Here is a 15381-nt window from a genome sequence, read left to right as displayed (position 1 = left end):
ATTAGGCTACCGGGTTATTTTGCTCCTGAGCGCGTTTAAGCATTCTGAGGTGGTTAAGACTGGCGCGAAGTGCCGCCGGCTTAATAGGTTTAGCCAGAAACATCAGCCCGTGCTGTCTGGCTTTAAGTGCCAGGCCAGTCTCTGGCGACGCCGACACTAAAATGCCATTCACGTGCCCCCATACCGGTTTAATTTTTTCATACAGCTGCAGGCCATTTAAATTTTGCCCAAGCTGATAATCAATTAGAAGTGCATCAGGGGCACGGTTTAACTGCGCATACTCCAGCAAGCTTTGTTCATCATAAAAACACTGCACATCCTGTACCTGCCATTGCTCCAGCAGCACCTTTAGTGCCGCCAGGTTTGCTGCGTCATCATCAACACATACCACAGATAACCCCAGCACCGGACGCTGCATCGCCATAACAGGCAACGGAAGCTCTACCCTGTGCTCTACCTCTACCAGCGGTAAACTGATGCTGAAGACACTGCCTTTGCCCGGCCACGACGCTACTGCCAATGTATGGCCAAGTAATTTTGCCATGCGATTGACAACACCAAGCCCCAGGCCAACCCCCTGCTCGCCTTTTGCCGTTGCGTCAATACGATAAAAATCTTCGAAAATACGCTGCAAATCAGCTTCGCCAATGCCCGGACCGGTATCCCAAACCTGAATTAACAGCTGGTTTTTCCGCTTTCTGCAACCGAGCACAATACGGCCTTTTTTTGTGTACTTTATCGCATTTGACAGCATATTTTGCAAAATACGCCTTAAGTACATAGGATCAGTTTGCACCTGATAATCAGCTGCTTTTACTGCCAACCCCAGGCCTTTTTGCTGCGCCAGCAAATTAAACTCATCTGATAACTGAGACAGCAGCTCTTTTAACGAAACGGTTTGCACATCGGGAGACAGCTTACCATCGTCCAGTTTGGCAATTTCCAGCAAGGTGGAAATCAGCTCTTCTGACGCTTTTAGCGAGTTATCCAGTTGGCCAATAATATGTTGTTGCTGGCCGGTATCTTTGCTGCCTGCCAGCGCTGCGGTAAATAGCCTTGCCGCATTCAGCGGCTGCAAGATATCGTGGCTGGCCAATGCGAGAAAACGGGTTTTAGACGCATTAGCGGCCTCAGCTTCCGCTTTGGCCTGCAACAATTGCAGCTCAGTTTCACGCCGCCGGCGTACCTCGCCCAGTAATTCATGGTTAATTTCAGAAATGGTCTGGGTGCGCTCATGTACCCTGTCTTCCAAATGTTGTTTCGCCTCCGCCAGCCCCTGTACGGCTTTAACATGGTCTGAGATATCGGTAAAACTGGTAACAAAGCCGCCGCCCGGTATCGGGTTGCCACGCATTTCTATTACCTTACCGTCGGGGCGTACCCGCTGAAAAACATGTGCGGTGCCGTTCTGCATATGGCCGATGCGTTTTTCTACATGTTCATCTGCCGTACCCCGCCCGCACAAGCCGCGCTCGGCGTTAAAGCGCACTATGTCGGCTATAGGCCGACCTACCCGCACCATAGCTTCGGGGTAATCAAACATGTCCAGATAAGCCCGGTTCCAGGCTACCAGTTTTAGCTCCCGGTCTACTACACTAACGCCCTGGCTTAAGTGCTCCAGGGTAGAAAACAGAATTTTACGTGAAAATTGAATCGCCTGCGTTGTGTCATCAAATAACGTGACCACATCTTCAAAGCCAAGCTGACGACCTTCCAGTACAGCATTAACCATGGCCGATGCTGAAGAGGCGCCTATAACACCGGCTAGCTCGCGCTCAACATGCTCTACCAGGCCGACACTGGGTAAATCATCCAGCTGCAACGCAGTGTGCTGGCGACGGCCATATTCCAATAGACACTCGTTGGCACGGCTGGCGCCAACAAAGCGCTCCAGCAGAATTTTTAAGTCTTTATTGCGAATACGAATACGCCTTGCAGGCGTGTCCTGATGGTTTACCGGTAAATTAGGCTTAACAAAGGCTACGGCCTGCAGCCTGTCTTGCAGGTTAACCTGCACCATTAACGAACCCAGAATATAAAACAGCAGATTAAAACCTAACGAGAACAGCACGCCATGGCTTAAGCTATCCAGTTGTGTGCCAAATAACGCTGTGGGCACCAGCCAGGGCCAGCCGAACAAACCGGTTTGCATAATGTTGCTGTCTATAGCACCGGTGCTGACTAACTGCGGCAGCATCAGCGTGAAAAACCACAGTGAAAAACCTACCGCCAGTCCCAGATATACGCCCCAGGCATTACCGCGGCGCCAGTATAAGCCGCCGATCACCGCCGGAGCTAACTGGATCACCAGCGCGAAGGCCAGCAAGCCGGTTTCCGCCAGCTCATAATTACGTGCAAATACACGGTAATACAGATAAGACAGCGCCATCACCAGAATGATCATACTGCGCCGTACTAACAAAATTAACAGGCTGTAATCGTGTGGTAAGCCTTGTCTCTTACTGCTACGTAGTAAACCTGGCATAACTACATCGTTACTTATCATTGTCGACAGCGCCAGCGTAGCAATAATAATCATCGATGTTGCTGCTGAAAAACCGCCAATAAATACCAGCACGCTTAGCGTGCTCCAGCCAGACTGCGCCGGAATAAGTAGCACAAAGCTGTCAGCAGAATTAAGCGCATTTGGAAACAGCTGCATACCGCCAATGGCGATTGGAATAACCAATATGGTGACTAAAAACAAATACAGTGAGAACCAGCGCCTGGCGTGCCGCAAATGATGATGTGATACGTTTTCGACAAAAGCGACGTGAAACTGCCGCGGTAGCAAAAACACCGCCGCCATGGCCAGGATGGTTTTGGTAAAAAACTCTACCACGCCCTGGCCATTGCTGCTTTGCTGCTGTGTCATGGCATGCTCAGCAAAACGCTCAAACACACTGGTGTCATCTGCCAGCACAAAGACATACACTGCCAGCCCGAGCATCAGCAAAGCAAATAACTTTACTACCGACTCAAAAGCAATAGCCACCATCACGCCACGGCTTTGCTCGGTAAGGTGTAACTTGCGCGTGCCAAACAAAATAGCAAAAAAAGCCATTGCCAGAGCACTTAAAAAGGCACTGTCCTGCCACCAGTTGGCAGCCTCATCGCTAAAATCACCGCCCAGTAACACATGATAAGAACTGGCTACGGCTTTTAGCTGCAATGCAATATAAGGCACCACTACCACCAGACAAATTAATGATGTCAGCAGCGCAATATTTTTGCGTTTACCGTAGCGGGCAGAGATAAAGTCGGCGACAGAGGTAACGTTTTGTTTTTTCGCCACATACAGCAGTTTAAATAAAAACGGCTGGGCAAACATAAACAGCAGAATGGGTCCCAGATAAATGGGTATGTAATCCCAGCCCTGGGTAACAGCCGTCCCTACTGCACCGTAGTAAGTCCAGGAAGTGCAATACACGGCTAACGCCAGGCTATAGATCAGCCCCCCATACTTTCGTATTAGTTTATCATCGGCATGGCGCTCGCCCCAGTTGGCAATAAGGAACAAACCACCGACATACAACAACGCCAATAAGGCAACTACCCACGCGGCCACTGCATTCTCCCGTTATTATTCTGTTTTACTTTTGGCTCAGCGCGGGCCACAAGTCAACTATCTGCACTGCGGCTTCGACTAAAGTCGGGCTTTCACTTGTGTTAACTACTGCTAGATTAACTTTGCGAGATAAAAATAACAAAGGAAAGGAGTGTTAATTATGACAGAGCACGATCGCAACGCGGCGGCTTACTGGTCAGCGAATCTTCGCTTGATCATTGGCAGCCTCATCGTCTGGGCTTTGGTGTCATATGGTTTTGGGATCCTGTTAAGGCCCATGCTGTCAGGCATCACTGTAGGCGGTACCGACATTGGTTTCTGGTTTGCACAACAGGGGTCTATCTTAACCTTTATCGTCTTAATCTTCTTCTATGCCTGGAGAATGAATAAGCTTGATGAAGAATTTGGCTTAAGCGAGGAGTAAACCCGTCATGAGTCAATTTGCAATTAACCTTATTTTTGTTGGCGGCTCATTCGCGCTCTATATCGCCATTGCGATTTGGGCCCGGGCTGGCTCCACCAAAGAGTTCTATGTAGCCGGTGGTGGCGTACACCCGGTCATGAATGGTATGGCAACAGCCGCTGACTGGATGTCAGCTGCATCATTTATTTCTATGGCCGGCTTAATTGCCGCCGGTGGTTATGCTAACTCTACTTATCTGATGGGCTGGACTGGCGGTTATGTACTGCTGGCTATGCTACTTGCGCCCTACCTGCGTAAGTTTGGTAAGTTCACAGTGCCGGAATTTATCGGTGATCGTTTTTACAGTAAAAATGCCCGTTTTGTTGCGGTAGCCTGTTTAATTATTGCTTCGGTAACTTACGTTATCGGCCAGATGACCGGTGCCGGTGTAGCATTTTCACGCTTTCTGGAAGTAGAAAGTAGTACCGGCCTTATCATAGCGGGTGTGATTGTTTTCCTGTATGCGGTAATGGGCGGTATGAAAGGTATTACCTATACTCAGGTAGCACAGTATGTGGTACTGATTATTGCTTATACTATCCCTGCCGTGTTTATTTCATTACAACTGACCGGTAACTTCCTGCCTCCGCTGGGGTTATTCTCAGACCATATTGAATCTGGCGTGCCGTTGCTGCAAAAGCTCGATATGGTTGTACGTGATTTGGGCTTTGTTGATTACACGGCTGACGTATCGAATAAATTAAATATGGTGCTATTTACGCTGTCACTGATGATTGGTACAGCCGGTCTACCACACGTTATTATTCGTTTCTTCACTGTGCCTAAAGTGTCTGACGCACGCTGGTCAGCCGGTTGGGCTCTGGTGTTTATCGCCCTGCTGTATTTAACAGCGCCAGCTGTTGCTTCTATGGCACGGTTAAACCTGTTAACCACTATTTACCCTGCAGGCCCTACTGCTGACGCTATAGAATATGCAGAACGCCCGGACTGGATTAAAAACTGGGAGCTAACCGGTTTAATCAAGTTTGAAGATAAAAATAACGATGGCCGTATTCAGCTTTATAACGACAGCGCCGCCTTTAAAGCAACCGCTGACGAACGTGGTTGGAATGGTAACGAGTTAACCGTTAATAATGACATTCTGGTATTAGCTAACCCTGAAATTGCTAATTTACCTGGCTGGGTTGTGGGGTTAATTGCAGCGGGTGGTTTAGCCGCAGCGTTATCTACCGCTGCAGGCTTATTGCTGGCCATTTCGTCGGCTATCAGCCATGACTTAATTAAAGGCTCGATTAATCCGGATATCAGTGAAAAAGGTGAGTTGCTGGCCGCGCGGATCTCTATGGCCGTAGCCATAGTTGTGGCCACCTGGCTGGGGATGAACCCGCCTGGTTTCGCAGCGCAGGTAGTGGCACTGGCATTTGGTATTGCCGCGGCGTCTATCTTCCCTGCGCTGATGATGGGTATATTCTCTAAACGGGTAAATAACAAAGGTGCTATTGCAGGTATGCTGGCAGGCTTGCTGTCAACTGTGATCTACATCTTCCTGTTTCTGGGTTGGTTCTTTATTCCTGGCACAGCAACACTGGCTAACACACCTGACAACTGGCTATTTGGCATATCGCCACTGTCATTCGGTGCTGTAGGTGCAATGATTAACTTTATTGTTGCCTTTATCGTATCGTCTGCGACAGAACCGCCACCGGCTCGTATTCAGGAACTGGTTGAAAGCGTGCGTTATCCAAAAGGTGCGGGTTCAGCTACCGGCCACTAAATAACACAGTAAACTTGCTTTAGAAGTCAGAGCAAGGCAAAAATAATAAAGCGGGCTTTCATGGTGAAAGCCCGTCTTTTTCAGGGACAACACTATGCTATGGGAACTGATTGCAACGGTATTCGCAGGGCTTGGCGCTGCAGGTATTGCACTGTTACTACGTAAGTTAAGCAAAAACCGTGCTCCGCGCTGGCTAATACCGGTATTTGCCGGAGCCGCCATGCTGGGGTTTCAGATCCAAAGTGAATACACCTGGTATCAGCATACTGCCAGCCGCTTACCCGCTGGTGTAGTAGTCATAAAAAAGATTGAGCAACAAACTGCGTTGCGGCCCTGGAGTTACCTGTATCCGCAAACGCTACGATTTATCGCAGCTGACGTGGCTAATGCCTCGGCAAATAATATTAACCCGCAAGTAAAACTGGTTGATTTGTACTTCTTTGAACGGCGTGCTCAGGCCCGGCGTGTCCCACAGGTAGTGCATTGTCAACGGTATGCCCAGGCTGACTTTAATGCCCAGCTGCAGATTCCCGAAGGTGATACAGCCTTGGACGGCAACTGGAAAAAGCTGAGTAGTGACGATCCTCTGATTAGCGCGCTTTGCCGCAGCTGAGGATATTATTAATACTTTGATTCGGTTTAACCGGAGAAAAAATGGAAGTTGCTGACGTTACAAAATTTCTTGCCGAAACTACGCCATTCGATCAACTCGACGCCGCAGCGCTTGGCCAGTTGTCAGCCCATATCAACGTTTATTATTATCAGGCGCAGGACAGCGTAAAAATTAACACCGATCGCTTGCTGATAGTCCGCACCGGAATTTTTACGCTGTACAGCGATCAGCAGCAGTTGCTGACTAAACTGCAAAACGGCGATTTCTATGGTTATCAGCAATTGCTCACCAGCCTCACTGACAGCGACACCCTGCTCTGTGAAGAAGATGGTCTGGTGTATTGGCTGGAAGCAGAAGCGTTTCATCAATGCCGTTATCAGTACAAAAATATCGATATTTTTTTCCAGCGCCTGTTTAGCCGGCGGTTGCACCAATACAGTGAACAACAGCAGGCCTCACGCTTTACCTTAAAAATAAGTGATGTTGTACAACAACGTAAAATTGCCATCCGGCCAGAACAAACAGCACAGGATGCAGCAAAACTGATGTCTGACAGTCGCGTATCGTCGCTGTTGGTAGAGGAAAACAGTAAACTGGTCGGCATTCTGACCGATCGCGATTTGCGCAGCAGAGTGTTAGCACATGCCTTACCCGCCAGCACTCAGGTAAGCCAGGTGATGACGCGTCAGCCACAAAGCATCGATCGCCATGCTTACCTGTATGAAGCTGTGCAGCAGATGAGCCAGCATAATATTCACCATCTGCCGGTAACAGATCAAGGTCTGTGCTGCGGCATGTTAACCGCAACAGATATTATCCGTAGCCAGCAGGATCATCCGGTATATCTGATTGGCGAAATACACCGCCAGCAGTCAACTGATGGCCTGGAACGTTGCAGCCAGCAAATAGCGGCACTGGCCATTACACTAAGTAAACAACAGGTGCCGGCATATGAAGCCGGACACATTATTACCACCATTACAGATGCTCTTACCCAACGCCTGATTTATCTGGCGCAGCAGCAACTGGGCGAACCGCCCTGTGTATTCAGCTGGCTGGCTTTTGGCTCTCAGGCGCGGATGGACCAAAGCCTAAACGCCGATCAGGACAACGCACTGCTGCTGGAAAAAGACCCTGTTGGTGTGGTTGGTGAGTATTTCAGTGCGCTGGCCGAATTCGTTTGTCAGGGGTTAGCACAATGCGGAATTACACTTTGCCCTGGCAATATTATGGCAACCAATCCCGAACTACGGTTAAGTTTAAAAGGCTGGTCTGGCCGCTTTGCCCGCTGGATTGCCACGCCAACGCCGGAAGCATTGCTAAAAGCCAGTATTTTCTTTGACTTACGGGTTATTGAAGGTAGTAAAGGCCTGTTTAATGCGCTACAAGAAGATGTGTTGCAACGCACGACTGAAGCTCCGTTATTTTTGTATCATCTGGCGCAGGCAGCTTTGCAGCGCACAGCCCCGCTGGGTTTCTTTAAAAATTTCATCCTTGAACAGGATGGTAAGCATAAAAAAGGCCTGGATTTAAAAAAAAGGGGTATCAGCCTGATAACCGATCTGGTCAGAGTGTATGCACTCTACGCCGGGATACATGAGGTTAACACCCGTAGCCGTCTGCAACAGCTCGCAGCTCAAGGTATTATTGATAGTAAAGACGGTCAGAATTTAAACGATGCTTTTGATCTGTTAGCACAACTACGCTGGGAAAAACATCAGCATGACCTGCAAAACAGTCATGATGTTACTAACCTGCTAAACCCGGCAGAGGTGTCCGGCCTGGCACGGCACCAGTTAAAAGACAGTTTTGCCGTAATAAACGAAGCACAAAACCGGGTAAAGCATCGTTTTTGCCGGGAGCTGTAAGGTGTTCGGCTGGCTATTTCGTAAAAACACCGCCTTAAGTGAAGTGGTAAACCATTTTATTAATACCCCCTTTCCTGCGTCTTCAACCCCGGTAGAGCAGGCTAATTTTCTGGTGTTGGATCTTGAACTTACCGGGCTTACTCCGCGCAAAGACCATATCGTCAGCATTGGTTGGGTGCCCGTCAGAGGGCAGGAAATTGTGCTGGCTGAAGCAAAGCATTATCTGATAAACAGCCCGGTCAGTGTGGGCCAGAGTGCGGTATACCATGGCTTACACGATCATCAGTTAAAAAATGCCCATGATCTGGCACAGATACTCACTGAGTTGTTATCGCAATACGCCGGCTACATATTTGTCGCCCACCACAGTAGGCTGGACGAGCAATGTCTGCGTTTTGCCTGCCAGCGCTGTTTTGGCAAAGCGCCGCGTTTTCGCTTTATTGACACTATGCAAATGGAATGGCAACGCCTGCTGCGCCAGGGTAAGGTAGTAAAACATGATGCACTTAAGCTACCCAACTGCCTGAAAAGGCACGGCCTGCCAGATATGGCGAATCACCACGCACTGGAAGATGCCTACAGCAGCGCCCTGCTGCTGCTTAGCCAGTTAAAACTCGGCGGTAATACGATGACACTAAGCGACTTATACTTATTGTCACGCTAGACCATTTCTGCAGATAATCCGCTAGTAAGTGCAACCAGAGTATTGCTGTAAAGTAGCAGATGCAATTTGTCTTAACTGAGCCTGAAGCTGCTCCGCTAATGCAATCTGTGGCATGTAAGGTAAACCATCGGCTGATTCACCACTAATAATCTCGTAAAACACCAGCGCTGTTAGTAACGTTCCGGCCAGTGACGCATGATTGCCGTCAGTATGAAAAGATGTCTGAGGTAGCATGCCTACTGCATTATCCCAGGCAGGTCCAATGGGTGCCACACAACTTGCTTCCCTGCCAGCAATACCCAAATGCAGTAAATAGACCCGCATGCCTTCCTCAGTATTACCCCGCCGTGGGTGTTCCGGAAACATAATAGGTGTGGCCGCTAACTGTTTACTTAGCGCAACCCAATATTCTGACGCCACAGTAGAATAAGAGTACTGACCGGTGGTTGAGTATTTCTGTGCTTGCCATATTACATGGCTCCAGTCTTGGGATTGCAGCGCAGCCAGTGTGACACCATCGCTCAATCTTTCATCAAGATATGCCCATCCCGGCGCCACAGTAGCAACGGAGGTTTTACCAGTGCCTTGTTCCAGTAAAGCACTTAGCACTGACGACAAATTGTTTGAAGTGACATGACTATTACCAACAAGCAGTATCTGGTATTGGTCTACGTAGCGGTTATCCGGTATAGGCAGCATTTCATTTGCCGGTGGTGGTGAGATAACAACAGGTGGTGGAGTAACTACCCCACCCTGATCGTTTGCTGTATCACCACCGCTACCACAAGCCGTGAGCAAAGAAAAAAGTAAAACAGTGCTAATACTGTTAAAAAAAAGCCCACGCATAACCGTACCTTATAAAAAGTTAAGCACTCTTTCTAAACCAACTTCACTAACAATACAAGCACATCACACTTACCTTAGAACATAAAAAGCCAAATATTGTAACAATTTAAGTACGATTCAGTTGTCTGGAGTTTATCGCAGATACTTTGCCACCTTTTAGTGTAAGCGACACCAGGTATTCCCCGCCGATATCGCCTTTTAACCGGTAAGACCAGGTTTCAACAGTGGTGCCTTTTACCGGCTCACCAATATCTACCCCCAACGTCTCCACATCTTTTGCTACCGGCTCGCCAGCCAGCGACAGCACATCAATTCGTGTCATGCCGCAGCGTAACAATTTACCATCGCTTAATCTGAAACCGCAGGCGCTGGCTTGTGCGGTAAATAGCAACACGACAATAGCAGCATAAAATAATTTCATCGTAACGTCCTGATAACATAAATTGTGTTCAGTATAGTGACAAACCCGCATCTGATACCAGACACAACTTGAACAAATTACGTAACTTTTACCCCTGTATTTGCTTTTGCATATAAACTGCATTCTGGCCGGTATAGCTTGACAGGGCCTGCAAAGCGGTAGTCCCGGTAAGTGTTAGTACTTCAAAGCCCTGTTTTTGCCAGTAAGGTACAGAGCCCTGCACTGCAACCAGTGCGAGCGTGCTAAAACCCAAATCAGCTGCATACTGCTCGGCATATGCCAACAGCTGTGGTGCCAGGCGCATTCCTCTGGCGTTATGGCTTACGGCCATATCATGCAGATACAACAGTTCGGCATCAGCGTAGTAGCCAAATTCACTGCCAAGCGGCGCTACCTGCCTATTACGCGACGGGTAGCTGAACAAATACGCCAGCACCTCACCTTCATTATTTTCTGCCAGCCAGCAACTTTGCGGCTGTGATGCCAAACGCCTGCTGATAAGGCAGGCATTTTCAAACAGTTCATCGGCGTAACAGCTATCTTGTATCGCTACTATGGCGTCAAGATCTGCCTCGTTAATCAAACGAATATGTATCGACATAACTTCTACTACTTACTTATTAAATGTTACTTAACTGGCCGCCGCACCTTACTCATCAGATACAGCTTTAATTACCCGGCACGGGTTACCGCCTGCGACTACCCCTGCAGGCACATCTTTAGTTACCACACTACCGGCGGCCACTACACTGCCCTTACCAATCGTTACGCCGGGTAACAGTATCGCCCCGCCACCAACCCAGACATCATCTTCTATTGTTACCGGCAACGCCTGCTCTATCAGCGTGCGCCGTTGCGCAGCATTTAGCGGGTGGTTTACGGTATAAATTTGCACAGCAGGGCCAAAAAAAACATTATTGCCAATGTGAACCGGCGCAACATCCAGCACCACGCAGTTAAAGTTAAAAAACACCTTAGTGCCGGTTTTAATGTTATAGCCGTAGTCGCAGTAAAACGGTGGCTCAGCGTAGAAATGCTTGCCGGTATTGGATAGCCACTGCTTTAGCAATTGTTTACGCAGTGCTTCATCATCAGGCGCGCTTTGGTTAAACTGATGCTGTAACTTACGCGCAACCAAACGCTCAGCACTAAGTTCTTTATCCAGCGGGTTATACCAGTCTCCCGATAGCATTTTGTGTTTTTCTGTTGGCATAAAAGTAAACCATTAAAAATGTACATATTTCGGCTAAGGGTAACAGAATACAAAGCCAGGCGGCTATTACCGCGGTTTTAAAATCTTTCAACACTAAAACATTCTGAGGAATACTTAATTTATGGATAACAAAGAGTATGCTGGTTTTTGGATCAGACTTGGTGCTGTATTAATTGATATGGTTGTTATTTTTATTGTCTTATTTGTGCCGCTTAGCTTTATTTACGGTGAGCAATATTGGTTTGGTGATAAATTTATCCATGGCTTTTGGGATGTTATGCTAAGTTATGTCGTTCCATTTATTGCAACAATATGGTTTTGGCTACGCTTTCTTGGCACACCGGGGAAAATGGCCACTAAACTGGAAATTGTAGATGCAACCACCGGCAATAAAATGAGCACAGGCCAGGCAATAGGCAGGTATTTTGCTTACATTGTAGCCACGCTTCCTTTTTGTCTCGGATTCATCTGGATAGGCATAGACAAGCGAAAACAGGGGTGGCATGACAAGTTGGCAGGCACAGTCGTGCTTCGTAATACAGGCAAAGAGCCCGTCAAGTTCGGGGAAAAGCTTTAATGCAGCCAGACATGATCAGCTAATAAAAAAGGCGCTTTAAGCGCCTTTTTTACATTCAACCTGCCAGTATTACTTGGCGCGGCTGCGGTATTCGTCGGTACGGGTGTCAATTTCAATCTTGTCACCTTCTTCCACGAACGCAGGAACCATTAGCTCAAAACCAGTTTCAATTTTTGCTGGTTTTAATACCTTGCCAGATGTGTCACCACGAGCTGCCGGCTCAGTGTACGTTACTGTGCGTACTACTACAGTTGGCAGGTCAACCGAAATTGGCCGCTCGTTGTAAAACACTACTGAACACTCCATACCATCTACCAGGTATTTCAGTGCTTCGGTCATGTTTTCTGCTTCAACTTCGAACTGGTTGTATTCCTGATCCATAAATACATACATAGGATCAGAGAAGTAAGAATAGGTTACTTCTTTAGTTTCCAGCAGAACCTGTTCAAACTTGTCATCAGCACGGTATACCGTTTCCATGCCCTGCGCATTCAGCAGGTTTTTCATTTTCATTTTAACCACGGCAGAGTTACGGCCGGATTTGTTAAACTCGGCTTTTAAAATTACCATTGGTTCTGTGCCAACCATAATCACCTGGCCAGCACGCAGTTCTTGAGCTGTCTTCATCATGACTGAAATATCTTCTCGTTAGGAAAAATTGCGTCGCATTATAAATTTTTTTTCAACAAAGTGCACGAGGTTGCTGGCAAGATCTCCGTTTGCCGTTAACGCTGTGCGCCAATACCGGTTATATTCGGCGATTTGCGCCAGCTTTGCACTATATTTTTGCCAGCTGTGCTCAAGCTGGCTGTCGGTATTCCAGGCCAGCCAGAATTCTTGCAAGTTATCAGCAACATCTTCAGGCATTTGCGCGCAGTAACGCTGCATAAAAGCCTGCAGCTTATCCAGATGCGCCTGCTCTGCCTGACGGTAAATTTGCCAGATAAACGGCTTAGCAGCCCAGTGCGCGCGGATAACAGAATCTTCACCGCGAACAAAGTTGATATCACAGGCAAAGAGCAGCTTGTCGTAATCGTCTTGCGGCATAAAAGACAACACTTTTAATGTCAGCGTATTTATTACCAGCTCGCCGTGCTGTTTTAACTGCGGGTAAAACTGAATTAACTGGTTGGCTAGTGCGCCTTCAGGCACCAGACACAAGGTGTTGATACCTGGCTGTTGCCAGCAGGCAAGTAAACTTTCAATTTTTGGATGATCATAAGCAAACAGCGAAATTTTTTGCTGGTAATCCCCGTGGTTATCAACCCCTAGCTGCTGCCAGAACTGTTGCTGCGCGGCAGTATCAGCCAGAAACTGCGCGCCAAGCTGTTGCACATTCGCCTCTTGCAGCAAACCACCTGTGCCAGCAGTAAAGCCGGGGAAAAAGAAATATTTGTCCAGTGCTAAATGTGGCTGCGGCGACGGCAGCGCATGGCAGCCCTCTACCCAGGCTTCTGCCGATAAGTATTCCAGATTAAGCCATAACGGCTTTACATCTTGCTGTGCCATCAATTGCTGATAGGGCATTGGCACATTACACGCCAAAGCCTCTACCACTACGCTGGCGATACCATTTGCCTGCCAGTCGGTATTGTCAGACCATAGCGTAATAGTCACACCGGCAATATTCTGCTGTGTCTGGTTAATATCTACCTGTGGGCAAATTTTGTTAAAGCTGGTTAAATCATCCACCCACAACCGCACTGCAATACCCTGTTCGGCAGCCAGTTGCCGGCTTAGCCGCCAGCAAATACCGATATCACCAAAGTTATCTATAACAGCGCAGAATATATCCCAGCGGCGGGCAGTTGCAGGCATCAAATATATCGTCAGCTAAAAAACAAGGTGGCGATTATACCTTTAAGTACACGCAAGCCAAGGTATGTTGTCGCCAGTAGTAACACAGTTACCAGCATAGCCAACAGGTAATAACATAGCCGTTGCAGGCGTATTTTAATTTTATGTAGCGTGCCAGCATTGTTATCTGCCGTGGGCAGCTCAGGATAAAACACTACGGCCCACAGCCAGAGCAGTAAACTACTGACACCGCATAATACCGCAGTAAGCTGCCAGCGCTGGGCAAAATCCGGTGTTGCGCTAAACAGCAGCCAGCCAAAGGCACTAACTGCCAGTAAAAACAGCACGACAAACACAGCCCTTAACGGATACATACGCCGCGCCCAGCGCTGATAAAATGCCAGCATCAGCCAAGCTCCAATGCGGTCAGGCTTGCAGGGTACAGTGCCATTATGCCGCTTTGCCCCTGCATATCACCAATTAACCAGATTTGTTCAAACGGATGCCGTTTTGGCATATGCAGTTGTTTGTAATACTGCAAAATATCGCGACGGGTCCATAACGGGTTGGCATTACGGATCACCAACCAGACCCTTTCAGTGTGATAGTTTTTTTCGGCTTTATTGCTGATCAGGCGGTTAAGTGCGGTTAACAACCGATGTTGCGCCGGTGTGCGCAGCAGCGCCATAAGTTCTTTGTGGGTATTAGTGCCAAGCTCACGCCCGAGAATATGCATAGCTTCTGCTTCGCTACCATAAAGATGAGCAATTTCTAAATCCAGCTTTTGCTCGTCATAGTAACAGGATACATCCGGCCGGGCCGGCTCGTTATGCCAGATATGGCGCATAGCAATACCAAAGCGCTGCTCGTATAAACGCATAAACAGCCTTGCCGCTTCATGCTCCAGCTTTATTTTTTCCTCACTGCCATTCATCTGTGCAAAACCCAAACTATCAAACCACAATTATGTTGCTGGCATAAAATAATAATGCCAGATTTCGATCACTACCGGCACTACCGATAACAGCAAAATAATGGCCATGCAAACATTAAATATACGCTGAAACAGAGGCTGAGTTAGCACCGCTCTAAGCGCTGCACCAAACACCAGCCAGGCCCCCACACAAGGAAAAGCGACCAGTAAAAAAGCGGCGGCAATTACGCTCACCTCCAGCCAATACACGCCCCCTACCGCAGTAAAGGCGGCGACAGCACCACTGGCCATCACCCATGCCTTGCCATTAACCCATTGAAATAATGCAGCCTGTATAAAGCTGAATGGCTTACTTTTGCCTTTCTCTATTGCTTTGGGCTCAGCGCTGGCAATGTGCCAGGCCAGCCAGATAAGATAAACCACCCCAACCACTTTAATCAGTTGGTGCAGATGTGGATAACGCTCAAACACAGCACCAAATCCCAGCCCCACCAGCAGTACCATTAGCGGGAAACCCAAACATATTCCCAACCAGTGCGGCACGCTGGCCTTGACGCCATAATTAACGCCGGATGACATAATCATTACGTTGTTAGGGCCAGGTGTAATAGTGGTAGAAAAGGCAAAAAACAGCACCGCTAAGAATAGGTCCATCATACATCCAGAGGTTGGGTAAAATACG

General features: G+C 48.1%; 16 protein-coding genes. 6 read left to right on the top strand and 10 right to left on the bottom strand.

Features of this window, described 5'->3' with window-relative positions; all coding sequences use genetic code 11:
- Position 1: 1 nt before the first annotated feature.
- Positions 2-3568, bottom strand: a complete 3567-nt coding sequence (locus MJX74_RS05550) for a PAS domain-containing hybrid sensor histidine kinase/response regulator (protein ID WP_240221544.1) — start codon at positions 3566-3568, stop codon at positions 2-4.
- Between the two features lie 160 nt (positions 3569-3728).
- Between MJX74_RS05550 and MJX74_RS05545 the strand changes: the two genes are divergently transcribed.
- The 5 genes from MJX74_RS05545 to MJX74_RS05525 all read left to right on the top strand — a co-directional run bounded on the left by MJX74_RS05545 (position 3729) and on the right by MJX74_RS05525 (position 8911).
- On the top strand, positions 3729-3992 hold the full coding sequence (locus MJX74_RS05545) for a DUF4212 domain-containing protein (RefSeq protein ID WP_068231556.1): 264 nt from the start codon (positions 3729-3731) through the stop codon (positions 3990-3992).
- 7 nt (positions 3993-3999) lie between these two features.
- Positions 4000-5766 carry a sodium:solute symporter family protein gene (locus MJX74_RS05540; protein WP_240221542.1) on the top strand — a complete coding sequence of 589 codons (1767 nt, stop codon included), beginning with the start codon at positions 4000-4002 and terminating at the stop codon, positions 5764-5766.
- Between the two features lie 94 nt (positions 5767-5860).
- Positions 5861-6379, top strand: coding sequence for a hypothetical protein (locus tag MJX74_RS05535; protein WP_240221540.1), 519 nt, complete (start codon positions 5861-5863; stop codon positions 6377-6379).
- Positions 6380-6420: 41 nt separating this feature from the next.
- Positions 6421-8247 (top strand): DUF294 nucleotidyltransferase-like domain-containing protein, encoded by a 1827-nt coding sequence (locus tag MJX74_RS05530; protein WP_240221538.1) that lies wholly within the window; start codon positions 6421-6423, stop codon positions 8245-8247.
- Position 8248: 1 nt separating this feature from the next.
- Positions 8249-8911, top strand: a complete 663-nt coding sequence (locus MJX74_RS05525; RefSeq protein ID WP_240221535.1) for an exonuclease domain-containing protein — start codon at positions 8249-8251, stop codon at positions 8909-8911.
- 21 nt (positions 8912-8932) lie between these two features.
- Here MJX74_RS05525 and MJX74_RS05520 read toward each other — a convergent pair whose 3' ends face one another.
- The 4 genes from MJX74_RS05520 to MJX74_RS05505 all read right to left on the bottom strand — a co-directional run bounded on the left by MJX74_RS05520 (position 8933) and on the right by MJX74_RS05505 (position 11391).
- Positions 8933-9757: a hypothetical protein gene (locus MJX74_RS05520; protein ID WP_240221533.1), complete on the bottom strand. Its 825-nt coding sequence runs from the start codon at positions 9755-9757 to the stop codon at positions 8933-8935.
- A gap of 106 nt (positions 9758-9863) precedes the next feature.
- Positions 9864-10178 carry a DUF2845 domain-containing protein gene (locus MJX74_RS05515; protein ID WP_240221531.1) on the bottom strand — a complete coding sequence of 105 codons (315 nt, stop codon included), beginning with the start codon at positions 10176-10178 and terminating at the stop codon, positions 9864-9866.
- 88 nt (positions 10179-10266) lie between these two features.
- Entirely contained in the window at positions 10267-10779 is a 513-nt protein-coding gene (locus MJX74_RS05510) for a GNAT family N-acetyltransferase (RefSeq protein WP_240221529.1), read from the bottom strand.
- Positions 10780-10827: 48 nt separating this feature from the next.
- Positions 10828-11391, bottom strand: a complete 564-nt coding sequence (locus tag MJX74_RS05505) for a sugar O-acetyltransferase (protein ID WP_240221527.1) — start codon at positions 11389-11391, stop codon at positions 10828-10830.
- Between the two features lie 121 nt (positions 11392-11512).
- On the opposite strand from MJX74_RS05505, the gene MJX74_RS05500 reads away from it, so the two are divergent.
- A complete protein-coding gene (locus tag MJX74_RS05500) occupies positions 11513-11968 on the top strand; it encodes an RDD family protein (protein ID WP_240221525.1) in 456 nt (151 codons plus the stop codon).
- Positions 11969-12037: 69 nt separating this feature from the next.
- Here the strand turns inward: MJX74_RS05500 and efp are convergent, their stop codons facing one another.
- From efp to MJX74_RS05475, 5 genes are read right to left on the bottom strand one after another with little or no spacing between them, the layout of a single operon-like run.
- Positions 12038-12598 (bottom strand): elongation factor P, encoded by a 561-nt coding sequence (efp, locus tag MJX74_RS05495; RefSeq protein ID WP_218141359.1) that lies wholly within the window; start codon positions 12596-12598, stop codon positions 12038-12040.
- Between the two features lie 18 nt (positions 12599-12616).
- Entirely contained in the window at positions 12617-13786 is a 1170-nt protein-coding gene (earP, locus tag MJX74_RS05490; protein ID WP_240221523.1) for an elongation factor P maturation arginine rhamnosyltransferase EarP, read from the bottom strand.
- 11 nt (positions 13787-13797) lie between these two features.
- Positions 13798-14172, bottom strand: a complete 375-nt coding sequence (locus tag MJX74_RS05485; protein ID WP_240221521.1) for a hypothetical protein — start codon at positions 14170-14172, stop codon at positions 13798-13800.
- Entirely contained in the window at positions 14172-14729 is a 558-nt protein-coding gene (locus tag MJX74_RS05480) for a hypothetical protein (RefSeq protein WP_240221520.1), read from the bottom strand. Before MJX74_RS05480 ends, MJX74_RS05485 begins: the two co-directional genes overlap by 1 nt.
- Positions 14730-15353, bottom strand: coding sequence for a LysE family translocator (locus MJX74_RS05475; RefSeq protein WP_240221519.1), 624 nt, complete (start codon positions 15351-15353; stop codon positions 14730-14732).
- Between the last annotated feature and the right edge of the window lie 28 nt (positions 15354-15381).

This window comes from Rheinheimera hassiensis (assembly GCF_022436675.1).
In the GTDB taxonomy this organism is placed as follows: Bacteria; Pseudomonadota; Gammaproteobacteria; order Enterobacterales; family Alteromonadaceae; genus Alishewanella; species Alishewanella hassiensis.
This window is presented reverse-complemented; position numbering and strand designations above follow the sequence as displayed.

Excerpts from the sequence above, each read along its gene's own strand:
- MJX74_RS05515 (WP_240221531.1), bottom strand. The coding sequence starts at position 10,178 with ATGAAATTATTTTATGCTGCTATTGTCGTGTTGCTATTTACCGCACAA.
- MJX74_RS05545 (WP_068231556.1), top strand. The coding sequence starts at position 3,729 with ATGACAGAGCACGATCGCAACGCGGCGGCTTACTGGTCAGCGAATCTT.
- MJX74_RS05535 (WP_240221540.1), top strand. The coding sequence starts at position 5,861 with ATGCTATGGGAACTGATTGCAACGGTATTCGCAGGGCTTGGCGCTGCA.
- MJX74_RS05485 (WP_240221521.1), bottom strand. The coding sequence starts at position 14,172 with ATGCTGGCATTTTATCAGCGCTGGGCGCGGCGTATGTATCCGTTAAGG.
- MJX74_RS05500 (WP_240221525.1), top strand. The coding sequence starts at position 11,513 with ATGGATAACAAAGAGTATGCTGGTTTTTGGATCAGACTTGGTGCTGTA.
- MJX74_RS05520 (WP_240221533.1), bottom strand. The coding sequence starts at position 9,757 with ATGCGTGGGCTTTTTTTTAACAGTATTAGCACTGTTTTACTTTTTTCT.
- MJX74_RS05505 (WP_240221527.1), bottom strand. The coding sequence starts at position 11,391 with ATGCCAACAGAAAAACACAAAATGCTATCGGGAGACTGGTATAACCCG.
- earP (WP_240221523.1), bottom strand. The coding sequence starts at position 13,786 with ATGCCTGCAACTGCCCGCCGCTGGGATATATTCTGCGCTGTTATAGAT.
- MJX74_RS05530 (WP_240221538.1), top strand. The coding sequence starts at position 6,421 with ATGGAAGTTGCTGACGTTACAAAATTTCTTGCCGAAACTACGCCATTC.
- efp (WP_218141359.1), bottom strand. The coding sequence starts at position 12,598 with ATGATGAAGACAGCTCAAGAACTGCGTGCTGGCCAGGTGATTATGGTT.
- MJX74_RS05540 (WP_240221542.1), top strand. The coding sequence starts at position 4,000 with ATGAGTCAATTTGCAATTAACCTTATTTTTGTTGGCGGCTCATTCGCG.
- MJX74_RS05510 (WP_240221529.1), bottom strand. The coding sequence starts at position 10,779 with ATGTCGATACATATTCGTTTGATTAACGAGGCAGATCTTGACGCCATA.
- MJX74_RS05475 (WP_240221519.1), bottom strand. The coding sequence starts at position 15,353 with ATGGACCTATTCTTAGCGGTGCTGTTTTTTGCCTTTTCTACCACTATT.